Origin of the sequence: Hahella chejuensis KCTC 2396 (assembly GCF_000012985.1) — a bacterium.
GTDB lineage: Bacteria > Pseudomonadota > Gammaproteobacteria > Pseudomonadales > Oleiphilaceae > Hahella > Hahella chejuensis.
Genome location: NC_007645.1, coordinates 4,893,444 through 4,908,105 on the forward strand (window position 1 = coordinate 4,893,444; position 14,662 = coordinate 4,908,105).

The 14,662-nt window shown below is 52.4% G+C and carries 14 protein-coding genes and 1 tRNA gene; 4 read left to right on the forward strand and 11 right to left on the reverse strand.

Features of this window, described 5'->3' with window-relative positions; genetic code table 11:
- Positions 1 to 26: 26 nt before the first annotated feature.
- Positions 27 to 2,174, reverse strand: a complete 2,148-nt coding sequence (gene fadB / locus HCH_RS21335) for a fatty acid oxidation complex subunit alpha FadB (RefSeq protein WP_011398517.1) — start codon at positions 2,172 to 2,174, stop codon at positions 27 to 29.
- Positions 2,175 to 2,737: 563 nt separating this feature from the next.
- On the opposite strand from fadB, the gene HCH_RS21340 reads away from it, so the two are divergent.
- Positions 2,738 to 3,568 (forward strand): hypothetical protein, encoded by an 831-nt coding sequence (locus HCH_RS21340; RefSeq protein ID WP_011398518.1) that lies wholly within the window; start codon positions 2,738 to 2,740, stop codon positions 3,566 to 3,568.
- A 47-nt stretch (positions 3,569 to 3,615) separates the two neighbouring features.
- Here HCH_RS21340 and HCH_RS21345 read toward each other — a convergent pair whose 3' ends face one another.
- Positions 3,616 to 4,092: a hypothetical protein gene (locus HCH_RS21345; RefSeq protein ID WP_011398519.1), complete on the reverse strand. Its 477-nt coding sequence runs from the start codon at positions 4,090 to 4,092 to the stop codon at positions 3,616 to 3,618.
- A gap of 201 nt (positions 4,093 to 4,293) precedes the next feature.
- On the opposite strand from HCH_RS21345, the gene HCH_RS21350 reads away from it, so the two are divergent.
- On the forward strand, positions 4,294 to 4,722 hold the full coding sequence (locus HCH_RS21350; protein ID WP_011398520.1) for a universal stress protein: 429 nt from the start codon (positions 4,294 to 4,296) through the stop codon (positions 4,720 to 4,722).
- Positions 4,723 to 4,898: 176 nt separating this feature from the next.
- On the opposite strand, the gene HCH_RS21355 is transcribed toward HCH_RS21350, so the two are convergent.
- From HCH_RS21355 to HCH_RS21385, 7 genes are all read right to left on the reverse strand, one after another.
- The gene (locus tag HCH_RS21355; RefSeq protein WP_011398521.1) at positions 4,899 to 5,588 is read right to left on the reverse strand and encodes a DUF6901 family protein; all 690 of its coding nucleotides are present in this window, start codon (positions 5,586 to 5,588) and stop codon (positions 4,899 to 4,901) included.
- A 146-nt stretch (positions 5,589 to 5,734) separates the two neighbouring features.
- A complete protein-coding gene (locus tag HCH_RS21360) occupies positions 5,735 to 7,630 on the reverse strand; it encodes an ATP-binding cassette domain-containing protein (protein ID WP_011398522.1) in 1,896 nt (631 codons plus the stop codon).
- Positions 7,631 to 7,695: 65 nt separating this feature from the next.
- A complete protein-coding gene (locus tag HCH_RS21365) occupies positions 7,696 to 8,505 on the reverse strand; it encodes an MOSC domain-containing protein (protein ID WP_011398523.1) in 810 nt (269 codons plus the stop codon).
- Between the two features lie 184 nt (positions 8,506 to 8,689).
- A complete protein-coding gene (locus HCH_RS21370; RefSeq protein ID WP_011398524.1) occupies positions 8,690 to 9,622 on the reverse strand; it encodes a chemotaxis protein CheV in 933 nt (310 codons plus the stop codon).
- 169 nt (positions 9,623 to 9,791) lie between these two features.
- Positions 9,792 to 9,867: transfer RNA gene (locus HCH_RS21375), tRNA-Gly, on the reverse strand.
- Between the two features lie 159 nt (positions 9,868 to 10,026).
- On the reverse strand, positions 10,027 to 10,740 hold the full coding sequence (locus HCH_RS21380) for a TetR/AcrR family transcriptional regulator (RefSeq protein ID WP_011398525.1): 714 nt from the start codon (positions 10,738 to 10,740) through the stop codon (positions 10,027 to 10,029).
- A gap of 200 nt (positions 10,741 to 10,940) precedes the next feature.
- Positions 10,941 to 11,546: a DUF924 family protein gene (locus HCH_RS21385; RefSeq protein WP_011398526.1), complete on the reverse strand. Its 606-nt coding sequence runs from the start codon at positions 11,544 to 11,546 to the stop codon at positions 10,941 to 10,943.
- 190 nt (positions 11,547 to 11,736) lie between these two features.
- Here HCH_RS21385 and HCH_RS21390 point away from each other — a divergent pair, with 190 nt between their 5' ends.
- Together HCH_RS21390 and HCH_RS21395 are read left to right on the forward strand one after the other, a co-directional pair.
- Positions 11,737 to 12,111, forward strand: coding sequence for a sirohydrochlorin chelatase (locus HCH_RS21390; protein ID WP_041599820.1), 375 nt, complete (start codon positions 11,737 to 11,739; stop codon positions 12,109 to 12,111).
- Between the two features lie 167 nt (positions 12,112 to 12,278).
- Positions 12,279 to 13,172, forward strand: coding sequence for a TIGR01777 family oxidoreductase (locus HCH_RS21395; protein ID WP_011398528.1), 894 nt, complete (start codon positions 12,279 to 12,281; stop codon positions 13,170 to 13,172).
- Between the two features lie 152 nt (positions 13,173 to 13,324).
- Here the strand turns inward: HCH_RS21395 and HCH_RS21400 are convergent, their stop codons facing one another.
- Both HCH_RS21400 and HCH_RS21405 read right to left on the reverse strand, forming a co-directional pair.
- Entirely contained in the window at positions 13,325 to 13,978 is a 654-nt protein-coding gene (locus HCH_RS21400; protein WP_238384918.1) for a TetR/AcrR family transcriptional regulator, read from the reverse strand.
- Between the two features lie 161 nt (positions 13,979 to 14,139).
- On the reverse strand, positions 14,140 to 14,550 hold the full coding sequence (locus HCH_RS21405) for a PaaI family thioesterase (RefSeq protein ID WP_011398530.1): 411 nt from the start codon (positions 14,548 to 14,550) through the stop codon (positions 14,140 to 14,142).
- Between the last annotated feature and the right edge of the window lie 112 nt (positions 14,551 to 14,662).

Genomic DNA, 14,662 nt, shown 5'->3' on the forward strand with positions numbered 1-14,662 from the left:
CTCCGTCGGGAATTCTCTATCAGCAATTAGCCAAAAAACTTCTTGCCGGACTTAGCCATGTCGCGCAGCCCTTGGGTCGGATGATACAGAGCGCCCAGATCCGCATATTTGTCAGCGATCTTGCAAAACTCTTCCACGCCCAGAGAGTCAATGTAGCGCAACGCGCCTCCACGGAACGGAGGGAAACCGATGCCGAAGATCAAGCCCATATCCGCTTCCGCCGCAGTCTCGACGATACCGTCTTCCAGGCAGCGAACGGTTTCGATGCACAAAGGCGCCATCATGCGCTCGATGATTTCCTCTTCAGAGAAGTCGCGCTGAGACTTCTGCACGGACTTAATCAGTGCGTCAACGCTGTCATCGACAATTTTCTTCTGCTTGCCTTTCTTATCCAGCTCGTAAGCGTAGAAGCCCTTGTCACTCTTCTGACCGTAACGACCTTTATCGAACATGACGTCGATAATGGTAGTTTCGGAATAGCTCATGCGATCAGGGAAACCTTCCGCCATCACGTCGCCAGCGTGCTTCGCCGTGTCCATGCCAACCACATCAAGCAGGTAAGCCGGGCCCATCGGCCAGCCGAAGCGTTCCATCACTTTGTCGACTTGCTGGAAGTCGGCGCCATCGCGCACCAGACCAATAAATCCGCCGAAGTAAGGGAACAGGATGCGGTTAACCAGGAATCCAGGGCAATCGTTCACCACGATAGGCGTTTTACCCATCGCTTTGGCGTACGCTACGGTGGTGGCGATTGCTTTTTCACTGGTTTTCTCGCCGCGGATAACTTCCACCAGAGGCATCATGTGCACCGGATTGAAAAAGTGCATGCCACAGAAGTTTTCCGGACGCTTCAGATTTTGCGCCAGACGATTGATGGAGATAGTAGATGTGTTGGAGGTCAGGATAGTATCCTCACGCACCAGATCTTCCACTTCACGCAATACGATATCTTTGACCTTCGGGTTTTCAACAACCGCTTCAACCACCAGATCAACGGTTCCGAAATCGCCATAGCTCAGCGCGGGAGTGATGCGATTCAGCACATCCGCCATTTCGCTTGCATTCATGCGGCCTTTTTCGACGCGCTTGGTCAGCAGTTTCTTGGCTTCTTTCAGACCCAGATCGATACCGGACTGATTAATATCCTTCATCAGGATGGGAGTGCCTTTCAGCGCAGACTGGTACGCCACGCCGCCGCCCATGATGCCTGCGCCCAGTACCGCCGCCTGTTTGACTGCGCCGGCTTTAGGCTCAAGGTCTTTCGCTTTCTTCTTCAGCTCCTGATCATTCAGAAACAAGCCGATCAAGCTGTGCGCCACAGAAGTCTTCGCCATTTTCGCGAAGCCTTTGGCTTCCACTTCGATCGCCTTATCGCGAGTCATGCCCGCATGCTTCTGCATCACCTTGATGGCTTCAACAGGCGCCGGATAGTTACGTCCAGCCTGGCCCGCCACGTAGCCTTTGGCGGTTTCAAACGCCATCATGCTTTCCATCGGGTTCAGCTTCAGCTTGCCGGTTTTTTCTTCCCGGCGCGCTTTGTAGTCCAGCTTGCCTTCGATCGCCTGACGCAACACAGACAACGCTGCGTCCATCAGTTTTTCAGGCGCGACCGCCGCATCTACAGCGCCTTCTTTCAGCGCCTGCTCGGCTCTCTTCTCGCCGCCGGCGCAGATCCATTCGATTGCGTAATCGGCGCCAACCAAACGGGATAAACGTACTGTTCCGCCGAACCCCGGGAAGATCCCCAGTTTTACTTCCGGCAGGCCAACTTTCGCGCTGGTGGACATGACGCGGAAGTCAGTGGAGAGACACATTTCGAAACCGCCGCCCAGAGCGATACCGTTAATGGCGGTCACAGTGGGGAATGGCAGATCTTCAACAGCGGAGAAAATCTTATTGGCTTCCAGGTTGTTGGCGACCAACTCTTCTTCAGAGCCGGCGAACAATTCCTGGAATTCAGTGATATCAGCGCCAACGATGAAACAATCTTTGTTGCTGGTAACGACAAGGCCGGTAATGCCTTGCTGACTTTGTAGTTTCTGGGTCGCTTCCGCCAACTCAGTCAGCGTCAAGCGGTTAAATTTATTTACAGACTCGCCTTGCAAATCGAAAGTTAGTACCGCGATACCATCCTCGATCTCTTTGACTGTGATGGCTTTACCTGCGTAAATCATCAACGGATCTCCAAGCATTGTTTAGCACTGGTTTATTGCCCTATATACGGGTCCCAACGGACGCCTTGCCGGGCCGCCCTTCTCCGGAGCTTCGGAATCAAAGCCGATGCATCGAACAACAATTCATACGCTCGTTTGAATCAGGTCGCAACAACATGGATAATTTTGGCCCGTTTGTCAATCTCTTCCCAAAAATTTGGCGGCGATTTTTGTCAATAATTGCTTACACTTATGTCATTTCCAGCCGCTTTAAAAATTTTTAAGATTTATTTTTCATGAAATTATGCAGTATATTTCACCTTACTTTTTAAGTTAGGCGTCCTCTGGAGACGTCCTGAGCGTACTCGCATAATAGGACAATAAGCTTATAACTTTTTGACTAGCGCAGGCATTTCCCCTATTTTTTCTATTTATAAACCGGCGGTTGGTAGCCAGGCCGGCCATTGAAGGCGTCGTTGGAAATAATTTAAAAAAATAGTGGGAAGCCGCACCGACAAGTCGGAAACATAACTATAAAAACAGCGGGTGGCCTTCTGCGCCCAAATTTCCTGGAGAGCGTGTCTATGAGCCAATCGGGTATGCACCGGAATCCTCTCTGGTGTTGTTTTCTTGCACTTCTCGTCCTGTATTCGTCACATTCTTTCGCATTGAACAACGCGCAGGCTGAAGCCATTCTTAAGCATCTGCATGAAGTACAGACGCATTCCTATCAGACCATCAACGCGTATTACAACTTCACTTTGAATCCTGGGGATAAAGACATCCAATCCGAGGTAAACCAGGAAATCGATATTATGAACACGGCCTTCAAAGCGCTGGAGTCTCAGGACGGCATCGTCGAGGTGCAGGGAGAGTTGAGCGTTATGAGCGCCACCTGGCTCAAGTACAAGGAGCTACTGAACACCAACATGAACGACATTGTGAAAGTGGGCTACCCCGACTTGCGACTGGTGGGCGACATGGCGCAGGTCAATATCGACCTCGTAGGCGCGACAGAAAGAACCTACGACAAGACCATGGAAATTTCAGGGCATCGCCCCCCGGAAGTGATTGAGTTGGTGCGCAATTCCAAGATCATCCTGGAAAGCATGCTGACCAAATATTCCGCCCGCAGCGCCTCCAACGTGACGCAAATATTCCAAGGAGCCAAAAGCGAAGAGCCCATGGACGTTCAGGCAATCAGCTTTGACAAAAACATCGCCCGACTACTGGCCTCACAGCAAAACACGGACGCCACACGCAAGACTTTGGACGCCATTTCCACCAAATGGGAATTCATCAAGAACTCTTATATCAACTACAACGAGAACAACGTCTCTTACGTCGTGAACCTGTATTCAAAAAGAATCATCAGCGACCTGGACAGTCTCGCCAAAGCCTATAGCGGCGCTTAAACGCGCCGCTATCTATCTTGCGCCCCCTTGTAAGCAGGCGCGCTTTATCAGCGCCCGCCAGCGGCCACCACCAACTTATTGATGCGTTGCAGCACCTGCCCCAATTCTTCCGGCGTTCCCCGCTCTTCCCAAAGGAAACCCACTTCATGTCCTGTAATTTGCACCGCTTTAACCTGGGAAGACAGCTCACGCAGATCATCATCTGAGAGCAGATCATGAGGAAAATTTCCGCTTATGGACTGCTGCTTCAATTCGCCGCCTTGACTGGCGTACAGCGCCCTGCGAGGAGTTCGCGAAGCAGGTATCGCCTTAAAGTAAAAGTGGGTGCGCCAGGCATTCGCTTCCAGATTTTTCAAAGCGTCGTCCAACTTTTCCGGCGTTGTCTGTCGCACTCTAAACCCCGCTGCAAGCGCCTGCTGTCGCAAACGCATGCGTCGGCGCTCTTCCGGGCTTGGCAATACCCAGAATATGGAACCGCCCACAATCCCCACCACGCAAAAAATAATTATCAAAGCCGTCGTCATTCGCCGTCCATCCTGTCCAAGAGCCACCCAAAGCGTCACAGTTCTTTCGAAACCAGGGCGTACTTTTTCACCTGATTTTGTCCGCTGTCATCTCAACGCATGTTTCATTAGCATTAAGCTGTTTTCAGTTTTGCGGACACTACCGAAAAGTTACACACTTGGAAAACACTTTCGGAACAATGCAGCCAAAAGGAGCGCACCATGTACAAGAATATTCTCGTCGCCCTGGATCTCAGCGATGAAGGCGAACAAGTCATCGCCAAGGCCCTGAGGATGCAACAGGCGACTCAGGCCCGCCTACATCTGACGCACGTTATCGAACCCATCAGTTACGCCTATGGCGGCGACATCCCATTGGACCTGGGGGACATTCAGCAGCAACTGCAAAAACACAGCGAAGAGAAACTGCAAAAACTGATAGAGAAGCACACGCTGACCAATAGCGCTGCGGCGGTGCTGGTGGGACGCCCGGAAGGGGAAATCCATCGCTACGCGGAAGAGAATGACATTGATTTGGTCATTGTCGGCAGCCATGGTCGCCACGGATTGCAGTTATTGCTGGGCTCCACGGCGAATGGGGTATTGCACGGCGCGAAATGCGACGTTCTGGCGGTCCGCATCAGCGATTAAGCATTTAATGAAATATATTAATATGGCAATGATATTGACATGTTAATATCTGGCGCATGGATGCGCCTGCGCGACGGAGAGCCGCGGGAGACATGGGCAGGCCCTGTCGTTGCAGACAAATAGAAGGAAGCTATTTGTCTGCCTGATTAATAACTGATCCGGTCTGACGCGCTCCGCTATAGCGGAGCCACCCATTCCCCAGACTCGAAAGACTTCCGCAGCTTCTGCAACTGCGTCTCCAGCGAGAATGTGACGCTCGACGCCAACGAAAAAAAGCTCAGCAATGCTTTCAGGTTGGAGTCGCCGTCACAGGCGGAGTGAATACGCTGCCACAACGCCTGATTCACCAGCTGCAATCGGCGGTTGCGCTCCACCAGCCCCTTCAGCTCCCAGTCAGGCTTTTCTCCATCGCGAAACTTAAAGTACTGCTGCACCAGATAGATAGAAACAGACCGGAGAATAAATTCTTCGCCATTGGAAAACGGCATGTGGTGTATGGCCATCGGCCTTAACTCGCCGAGTATGGGGCAGTGACTGGTCGCCATCACCAGTCCCATCAACGAGCGTAACGCCTCTTCCAGGCCCGTGCGCTTGTGATAATTGCGCTCTTTGGTGAATACCGTCACCTCGACCTTCTGGAAAGCCGGTTCGGAGCGAAAGTCCGCAACAATCTTCTGCATATCGAGAGCAGCGGGACAATAACGTTCAGCGTCCTTCTTGAGAGGGCAATTCGAGCATTGACAGTTCTTCAGCTCAGTCCACTCTGCAGGCGGCTCTGAGTGCATGCTCTTGTCTTCTCTCTCCGTCTCGATGATGTAGTCCAGCACTCGATTATCATCGAAACGGAATTCGTAACGCACCCGCATATAGCTTTATCTCTCCGTAATCAATTGAGGCGACAGAAGACTGATACTTTCTCAACGGAGTCCGTCGGCTGCTGAAGTTACTCCTTTAATCTCAAGTGTAGCGGATTTGCAGGCGCCAATATTTTTAAATTTGTAACCCTCCCCGATCAGCCTCCGCCCGCCATTTCTTCAAGCTCCATCCACCTTTCCATAGTCTTTTCCAGGGTTTGCTCCAGCTCCGCCAAAGCCGTCAGCGCACGGTTCACATCCTCATGAGGACGACTGTAAAAGTCAGCGGCGGACACTTCCTCCTGCATTGCCGCCACTTCCGCTTCCAGCCGCTCAATCTCCCTGGGCAAAGCGTCCAGTTCGCGTTGCAGCTTGTAGCTAAGCTTGGCCGTCTTCCCGCCATCCGACGCCGTTTTCGGCTTCGCCGCCTGAGCCTTGGGTTCAGCAGGTTTAGCATCCGCCTTGACCACGGGACGTTGCGCCAGCCAGTCGTTATAACCGCCCGGGTATTCGGTTATATTGCCATCCCCCTCGAACACCAGCGTGCTGGTCACCACGTTGTCAATAAAGGAACGATCGTGGGACACCAGCAGAATCGTGCCCTCAAACTCCGCCAGCAGATTCTCCAACAGATCAAGCGTATCCATATCCAAATCGTTGGTAGGTTCGTCCAGCACTAAAAAGTTCGCCGGCATGGTGAACAGTTTGGCCAACAGCAGCCGGTTAACCTCACCGCCGGACAACGCCTTGGCGGGAGTACGCAATCTTTCCGGGGAGAACAGAAAGTCTTTCAGATAACCGGTGACATGGACGTTACGACCGCCAACTTCTATAAAATCCTTTCCTTTGGCCACGTTATCCCACACGCTGGCCTCAGGATCGATCTGTCCACGCAACTGGTCAAAGTAGGCCACTTGCAAGCGAGATCCGCGCTTGATGTCACCCTCCGTGGGCTCCAGACCACCCAGTATCAACTTTATAAACGTCGATTTACCGCAACCGTTAGGCCCCAGTAAGCCCACCCGGTCTTTGCGCATCAACTGCCAACTCAGATCTTTCACAAGATTGGGACTATCCGCGTAGCCGAAACAGACATTTTTCAGCTCCGCCACCAGATTGCCTGAACGCTCTTCGGAATCCACTTTCAGGCTCACTTGTCCGACGCGGTCACGTCGCTGCCTGCGCTCTTCCCGCAACTTTTTCAGCGCCCTGACACGCCCTTCGTTACGAGTGCGGCGCGCTTTGATACCCTGGCGAATCCAAACTTCTTCATCCGCCAGCTTCTTGTCGAAGCGCTCCCACTCTTTTTCCTCCGCCGCCAGCTGCTCCTCTTTCTTAGCCAAATAGGCCTCGTAGGGCGCGGGCCAGCTCGACAACTTACCGCGATCCAGCTCAATCACTCGGGTCGCCAGGCGATCAATGAAAGCGCGGTCGTGAGAGATAAACAGTACGCTGCCGCCAAACTGCAGCAACTCCTCCTCCAACCAGGTGATCATATCGATATCCAGATGGTTGGTCGGCTCATCCAACATCAACAGATTCGGCTCCTGCACCAGCGCGCGAGCCAGAAACACGCGACGACGCCAGCCTCCGGACAGCTCAGCAATTGACTTATCGCCTGGCAATTCCAAACGCTGCATGACCGCCTCGACTTTCTGACGCAGCCGCCAGCCGTCGTGAGTCTCAATTTTATTATGCAGACGCTCAAGCTCCGCCACATTGGCGCCTTCGCCTTGCTGAGTCAGCGCGTCGTAGGCCGCAAGCCACTCACCCACTTCCGCCAATCCCTCCGCCACGACAGAGCGTACGCTGGCGTCGCCCCGTTCCGGCAGCTCCTGCGGCAGATAGGCCATTTTCAGTCCTCTGCCTTTACTTATTTCGCCGCCGTCCGGCTTGATCTCACCGGCGCACACTTTCAAAAGCGTGGATTTACCTGCGCCGTTACGGCCGATCAGACACAGCCGTTCCTGGGACTCAATCACTAAATCCGCATGATCCAGCAATGGAGCCATTCCAAACGCCAGAGAAACATCTTTCAGCCGTAGCAACGCCATCGTAACCTTCTAAAATCTAATAGTTTCTGAATTCGTTATTGAAAAGAGAGCCTCAGCTCAACCACTTAGTCGAGCAGCTCCACTTTATCACCAACGCAAATGACCCCCTGGTTCAATTGCACCAGGTTTTGCCCAAATATCGCACCCAGCTCAGTTTTACGATAGGACGCCAAAGTGCGCAACGGCTCAGTGTCCGGTGATTTATGGCCCGTAGCGGGATCAATTGTCGTAAAAACACACCTTGAACAAGGTTTCACTGCAGCGAACTCCACGTCGCCTATTCGCAACCGCCGCCAGTCATCCTCCGCGAAGCTTTCTGCGCCAGCCACAACAATGTTCGGCCGAAAATGAGTCATTTTAACAGGATTGCGTAAGCGGCCATTCAGATCCTCCAAAGAGGACTCAGAAGTCGCCAGGATAGGATATGCGTCCGCAAAGCTCACTTTGTGCGGCGCGTCGTAATAGGCGCGATCCACTTGCCGGAAGCTGCGCTCAGGAATATACACGAGTCGCGCCTGCTCGCCCAGAAACTCACTAAACCAAGCGTCTGCGCGCGCATCAACGAACAGTGCAGAAACTTCATCCTTCCACACCTGCACAGACTCCATGGCGGAGCTTTCCTGCTCCGGCGCCTCGACAAACAAGCCACTCATTCCCGGCGCTGACAACATCAAGCCATTATCAGCAACAACAGCCTTCACCAACACCAGCCGATGCTGCTTTCTCGCCGTGATGAATTTGCCATTCGCATCCACCAGCATGAAACGGCGATCGCGATCCGCCCCCCAATTTGTTATCGCCACTCTGCTAAGGCTAACGCCAGCACAAGATTTAACGGGGTAAATATTTAATTCGGTAACTCGGATATCCGTCATAACACTCTCCTAAGAACGCTCCCGCCTCAACGCAGGCATTGCGCACTGGGTAAACAAAGAAGGGACAAAATGCGTGGGCCGTCGACGCAAAAAAAGCATCGCCTGCGCTAAGCAGGCGGAACAGGCAGTCTAATTAGGTCGACACAGGAGGACAAGGGTCGAGAGGGAACTCCTTAGCGACGCCCTAACGCACCGCCAATGAGTTAAGACGCGACTGCACAACCGCCGCCAATTCATCCGGCTGGAATTTAGACAGAAAGTTGTTGCATCCCACCTTCTCCACCATGGCTTTATTGAAACTGCCGCTCAAAGACGTATGCAGCACCACATATAAGTCTTTCAGGCGGGGATCGTTACGAATTTCGGTGGTCAGTCTGTAGCCGTCCATCGCTGGCATCTCGGCGTCGGTTACAACCATTAGAAGCTTTTCAGGCACATTGACGCCTTCATCGGCCCATTTCTTAAGGAGGTTATAGGCTTCCAAGCCGTTTCTGGCGGTAATCACTTTCAGCCCGACTTTCTGCAAGGTCCCAATCGCCTGACTGATCGCTACTGGCGAGTCGTCCACCAACAGCACTTCCTTACCCTGAGCAATTTTCCGAATATTTTCCGTCATCGCAGTGTCGGAAACGTCTGTGGAGTACGGGCGAATATCCGCTAACACCCGCTCCACGTCGATGATCTCAACTATCTGATCGTTGTAATGGGTTATCGCCGTGACGTAATGAGAGCCGCCCGCTCCCTTTGGTGGAGGCAAAATCTGCTCCCAGGTCATATTGACGATACGATCCACACTCGCCACCAGGAAAGCCTGCACCGTACGATTGTATTCCGTCACGATGATGGTGGAGTCCTTATCCGGCTGTAATGGCCGAAACCCTATCGCCTGGGACAGATTAATCACTGGAACAGTAGTGTCGCGAATATGACTAACGCCACATACGACAGGATGGCGATGCGGCATTTGCGTCAAGTTGGGCAGCTTGAGCACTTCCTGAATTTTGAACACATTGATCGCGAAAATCTGTCTCATCCCCAGTTTGAACAAGAGAAGCTCCAAGCGATTCTCACCCACCAGTTTGGTGCGCTGATCAACAGAGTCCAAAACACTCGCCATAACCTAATACCCCAAGGTAGATACCAACCTACAGACCATTCAGGCCTGCTTGGCTTTAAGTTTAGACGATGGATGAAGAAAACGCCGAAAATCCAGAGAAACCAATAGGAGACCAGGAGTAAAAGCGAAAAAAATGATGGAATTTAAATTAGAACTTGAAGAGAAAATTTGGAGCGGGAAACGAGACTCGAACTCGCGACCCCAACCTTGGCAAGGTTGTGCTCTACCAACTGAGCTATTCCCGCTTAAAAGATCAAGTTAATCATGATGTTAACTTGCTTTGCAGCTTCTTTCGAGGCTGCTCCTCAACAGAAGTGGGCGCATTATAATTAGCGTTCCCCGAGCACGCAACCCTTATTTTGAATTTTTTCCATTTTCTAATACAAAGGCGGAGAAACCGGGGCTTAGCGTATATCCAGCATCATATAAAGAAGGCGTCGCCAGACTCTGCGCACCTTATCTTCATCAATGCTGCCGCCCTGAAGCGCGCCCTCCTGCTCCAGATTGCCCACCATTCCCATAATAATGGCCGCATCCTCGACATAGGTCTCGTACCCAAGCGACTGCATAAAGTCCACCAACCCGGATAACCAGGCGTCTTTATAGCGCCGAGCCAGCGCGCTCAGACTCTCATCCCGCACAGACTCCATTAAAAACGCCTGCTCAGACATAAGCTCAGACTTGTGATGCCGGACCTGCCCCAGCACGTAGTTTGTCCCCATTTCCACCAACGCATTGGCGAATTCGCGTCTGCGCCCTTCATCTTCCATAACGGAGACGGCGTCATACTCGTCCGCAAGACGGCGTAATTCAGAGTAGAAGAACTCCAGCTTCTCACGGCTTTTTTCCGCGAACAGCATGAAAGCGTCGGTAATTAACTCATTGATGTCTTTGAAGTAATAAGTGGTAGAGGCCAATGGAACGCCCGCCTCTTTCGCCACTGCGCGATGTTTGACGCCTTGTACGCCTTCCTTCGCCACAATGCGTAAAGCGGCTTGCAATATTTCTCGGCGTCGCTGCTCGCTCTTGACCCTTGAGGCCTTTCTTCCCTGATATTGAATCGATTCACATAAAGACTGATCTACAGCGGGAAAGTCCAATTCAAGGCTACTAGACATAACTAACTCTTATTTTACTTCCAGGCTCCAGACGTCACTCAGGAGCCGTTGACGCAAAGTCCAGGAAACTGTGACGAACCCCGCATGTTAACAAAGGGGGATACAAGGCTCAGCCAGCAAAGGTCAACATTGTGACCCAGGAGACAGAAAATCCTCACAGGTAGACAGCGTTAGAATAAGAAATTAGCCGTCAGGCGAGATCAATCGTAAACGGCAGGACAAGAGGCCAAAAACTCGACCTCCTCCGGTCGGCTCGCGCGCTTCAGTATCTTGTTTCTGTGCGGGAAGCGCCCAAACTGGCGAATGACGTCCTGGTTCGTTTCCGCCTTGCTTGCGAAACCACTGACGAAGTCTCTTAACGGACCAGCCTCACAGGTCGCAGCGAGCTGTTGATAAAGCGCGACCGATTCCTCTTGGTCGGACACTTTCTCCGAATGTATAAGCGGCATGTAGAAAAAGATCCGGTGAACCGGCTCCAGCCTGACATCCAGCGCCTTATCAAGCCCTTCCCGCGCCGTTTTTCTGGCCTCCCTGTCCTGCTCAAACGCCATGGCGCCGCCACGGAAAATATAACGAGGAAAAACATCCTGCAGAAGGATCAGGGCCAGTACGCCATCGGAACTGTCACGCCAGTGCTGCAACCCCTGCTCCGAAGCCAGGACAACCGTCGTTAAGAAGCGCCGGCGAATTTCACGGTCATAGCTCCTGGCGTCTGCAAACCAACGTCGGAGAATTTCCTGAGACGGCAGCCCATTCTCATCCAGCTCACCAAACCAGTAACGTAAGATTTCGCTGTCCGACCACATTTCCCCTCCCTAACCATCAGCACAAAACGCAACGAAAGACCAAAGGGATATTCGTTTCCCGCCTAAAACTGAGTAAGCTCTCGATTATAGGCGTCCAAGTCAAGAAAATAGGCCCCCTATGAAAGAAAGCTGCAAACCAACTTAGCCTTATCGGCGTACCATGTACATATTGGAGATTCGGCAATTCATTATGACTTTCGACCACACGATACTTCTCGCTCACGGCAGCCGTGACAGCAACTGGTTGCAACCTTTTATCGCACTGACAGAGCGCCTTTCCCAAAGCGCCACCCAAGTCTCCCTGGCGTTCATGGAACTTGCGGAGCCGACGCTGGAGCAGGCTGTAATAAACGCCCGCAATCAGGGCGCGCAATCTATCGCAGTGCTGCCTCTATTTTTCGCTGCGGGCAAACATTTGCGTGAAGATGTTCCCGCCATGATTGCGGAGCTGACCGAAAAGGCCGGCGTCGACATCTCTTTGTTGCCGCCCCTAGGGGAGCACCCCCTGTTCATAGACACAGTTGAAGGTATTGTTCGCGATCTTTTACAGTCAGGCGCACGCTGATTAACGCAGCAACTGAATCCTGAGCCGAACAAGCCAGGAGTCAAGTTTTAAACCAATTATTGTATAGCCGCACAAATAGGCCCAAGATAGCCAAATCGCTACTGCGTCCCACCTGAGCGCAAGGCTGACACACGCACTAATAAGGAAGAGTTTAAGGAGATCCGAGCATGCATATCCTGGTGACCGGGGGCACAGGTTTTATCGGCAAACAACTGTGCCGGGCGCTATGGGCCAGTGGACACGACACCACTGTGTTCAGCAGAAGGCCGGAGCAGGTTGCTCATCTTGTGGGAGAACGCTGTCGCAGTATCGGACAACTGCGCACGGACCTGATAGAGGCGCCGGTTGACGCTATCATCAATCTGGCTGGCGAGCCCGTAGCTGACAGACACTGGACGCAGGCGCGCAAACAAAAGCTGAAGCAAAGCCGCATTGCGTTGACTCACGACTTGATTGACATGTGCAAGCAAATGGAAACATCGCCCAAAGCGATGATTTCCGCATCCGCCGTGGGCTATTACGGCGACCAGCAAGATCTATTGGTGACAGAGCAAACCCCGCCCCACGAGGAGTTCACGCATGAACTGTGCAGTGAATGGGAGGCCGCCGCCCTTAGCGCGGAGAGCATTGGAATGCGAGTCGCCATCGCCCGTATCGGCCTGGTGGTGGGTAAAGAAGGTTTCCTACAGAAAATGCTGCCCGTTTTTAAGCTTGGCCTGGGCGGAAAATTTGGAGACGGAAGCCAGTGGATGCCCTGGATTCATATTCAGGACCTTCTGAGAGTTATGTTGCACTTACTCGAAACGCCAACCTGCAGCGGCCCCTACAATGCAGTCAGCCCCAATCCAGTCACTAACGCCGAATTCACCGCCACCCTGGCGAAACAGCTTCATCGCCCCGCATTCTGCACGGCGCCGGCATTCGCATTGAAGTTGGCGATGGGTGAATTATCGAGGATGTTATTAACGGGACAAAAGGCGATTCCAGCCCGCTTATTAGACGAAAACTTCAGTTTTCAATTTGATACGCTTGAGGAGGCGCTGAAAGACGTCATTGACTGACTTACTTTCAGCCCTCCGCTAGAACACGACAAGAAGACGCCGCCAAGCGTTGGCGACATGGATGACGCCTGATTATTTGTAGGACGTCTTCATCTATATGTTTCCGCACTCCCTGACCCCAGGCCCAATGCGGGAAAGCCGGTCACACGACGTTACGCCGCAGCGTCCAGCTCACCTAAACGTTGACGCAAGTATGACTTCACCATCAACTTTAATTCCGTCAACATGATTGACTCAGGCTTTTCTTCCATAGTCATGGCCAACCTCAAGATAGCGCCACAGGCTCTGGGCAGCATCACGCATATCAACCACAGACGCTCTTGTTCAACTTGCGGATACAGCAGTTTGGCGCGATTGGTAATAGCCTGGGCGTTATCGAACAGCTCGCCAAGATCCAGTTGCTGAAGCTCCGGCATCGCCTCAACGCCTGACCAGATTTCTTTGTAACCCGGCTCGGACCGATAGAAATGGGCGAAGGTGTCAATAAGCTTGTCAAACCCTTCCTCCAGATCAAACTCGCTTACAAATTCCTCCATAACTGAACTCAGCGTTTTGATATGGCGTTCAGCCAAAGCCTTGACTATAGCGGCCTTGTTGGGGAAATAACGATATAAAGACGCTAGGGAAATACCCGCGCGACGGGCGATTTCCGAGGTTTTCGCTCCCTGCACGCCAACTTCACTGATAAGAATGGCAGCTTCGTTTAATATCAGCTCGACTCTTTCCCGGCTGCGTTCTTGCACGGGCTGCCTGCGCTGTTCGAGCTCCTGCAGCGCTTCTGAGTTTTTACTGGCGGTAATGTTCATAGTCATAACTTCCTGTAGTTATTCCACGAGGTTAGTACTGATCGTTCTTGAGTTAGTACTCTGATCAAAGTCATTTCATTTGGTTTTTATTGTTGTGGGTACGGCTATTATTGCGGTACAGCAGTCTACTAGCTGCGATGCGCCTGGCGGGCTCCTCCCCCCTACCGCGGCAACGCGTAACTTCCCGTTGCGTGCGCGACCAAACCATCGCTGTTCGGCGAGTACAGATTTACTTCACAAAATGCAATCCGGGAGCCCAGTTTCAGCAGAGTCGCCTCCGCCAACAGGTCTTCCGGCTTGGGCCGTTGCAAAAAGTTGATGTTTAAATTGCTGGTGACAGCCATTTCCACACGCCCTAAAGTCGCAAGAATGATTGCATACATGGATGCATCCGCCAGCGACATGATGATGGGTCCGGAAAGTGTTCCTCCGGGGCGCACAAAGGTTTCTGAAAACGGGATTCTGGCGATAGCGTTCTTGCCTGAGACCTCATCAACCCGGAAATCGATGGACTCCGCCATCGGCACGCCGGTTCTGATGATGTTTTGAATTTCGTGCGCGGTCAGCATCATAGGCTCAACTGTATCATCGGACGCTGGTGAGTTTGCCTCATCGCCCCAGGGTTGCCAAGCAGGTATATGGCATAAACCATGAGGCCGGTTGCGTTCTCATGACAAACTGTTG

Coding starts and splice junctions, on each gene's coding strand:
- fadB (WP_011398517.1), bottom strand. CDS start 2,174: ATGATTTACGCAGGTAAAGCCATCACAGTCAAAGAGATCGAGGATGGT.
- HCH_RS21340 (WP_011398518.1), top strand. CDS start 2,738: ATGAGCCAATCGGGTATGCACCGGAATCCTCTCTGGTGTTGTTTTCTT.
- HCH_RS21345 (WP_011398519.1), bottom strand. CDS start 4,092: ATGACGACGGCTTTGATAATTATTTTTTGCGTGGTGGGGATTGTGGGC.
- HCH_RS21350 (WP_011398520.1), top strand. CDS start 4,294: ATGTACAAGAATATTCTCGTCGCCCTGGATCTCAGCGATGAAGGCGAA.
- HCH_RS21355 (WP_011398521.1), bottom strand. CDS start 5,588: ATGCGGGTGCGTTACGAATTCCGTTTCGATGATAATCGAGTGCTGGAC.
- HCH_RS21360 (WP_011398522.1), bottom strand. CDS start 7,630: ATGGCGTTGCTACGGCTGAAAGATGTTTCTCTGGCGTTTGGAATGGCT.
- HCH_RS21365 (WP_011398523.1), bottom strand. CDS start 8,505: ATGACGGATATCCGAGTTACCGAATTAAATATTTACCCCGTTAAATCT.
- HCH_RS21370 (WP_011398524.1), bottom strand. CDS start 9,622: ATGGCGAGTGTTTTGGACTCTGTTGATCAGCGCACCAAACTGGTGGGT.
- HCH_RS21380 (WP_011398525.1), bottom strand. CDS start 10,740: ATGTCTAGTAGCCTTGAATTGGACTTTCCCGCTGTAGATCAGTCTTTA.
- HCH_RS21385 (WP_011398526.1), bottom strand. CDS start 11,546: ATGTGGTCGGACAGCGAAATCTTACGTTACTGGTTTGGTGAGCTGGAT.
- HCH_RS21390 (WP_041599820.1), top strand. CDS start 11,737: ATGACTTTCGACCACACGATACTTCTCGCTCACGGCAGCCGTGACAGC.
- HCH_RS21395 (WP_011398528.1), top strand. CDS start 12,279: ATGCATATCCTGGTGACCGGGGGCACAGGTTTTATCGGCAAACAACTG.
- HCH_RS21400 (WP_238384918.1), bottom strand. CDS start 13,978: ATGAACATTACCGCCAGTAAAAACTCAGAAGCGCTGCAGGAGCTCGAA.
- HCH_RS21405 (WP_011398530.1), bottom strand. CDS start 14,550: ATGATGCTGACCGCGCACGAAATTCAAAACATCATCAGAACCGGCGTG.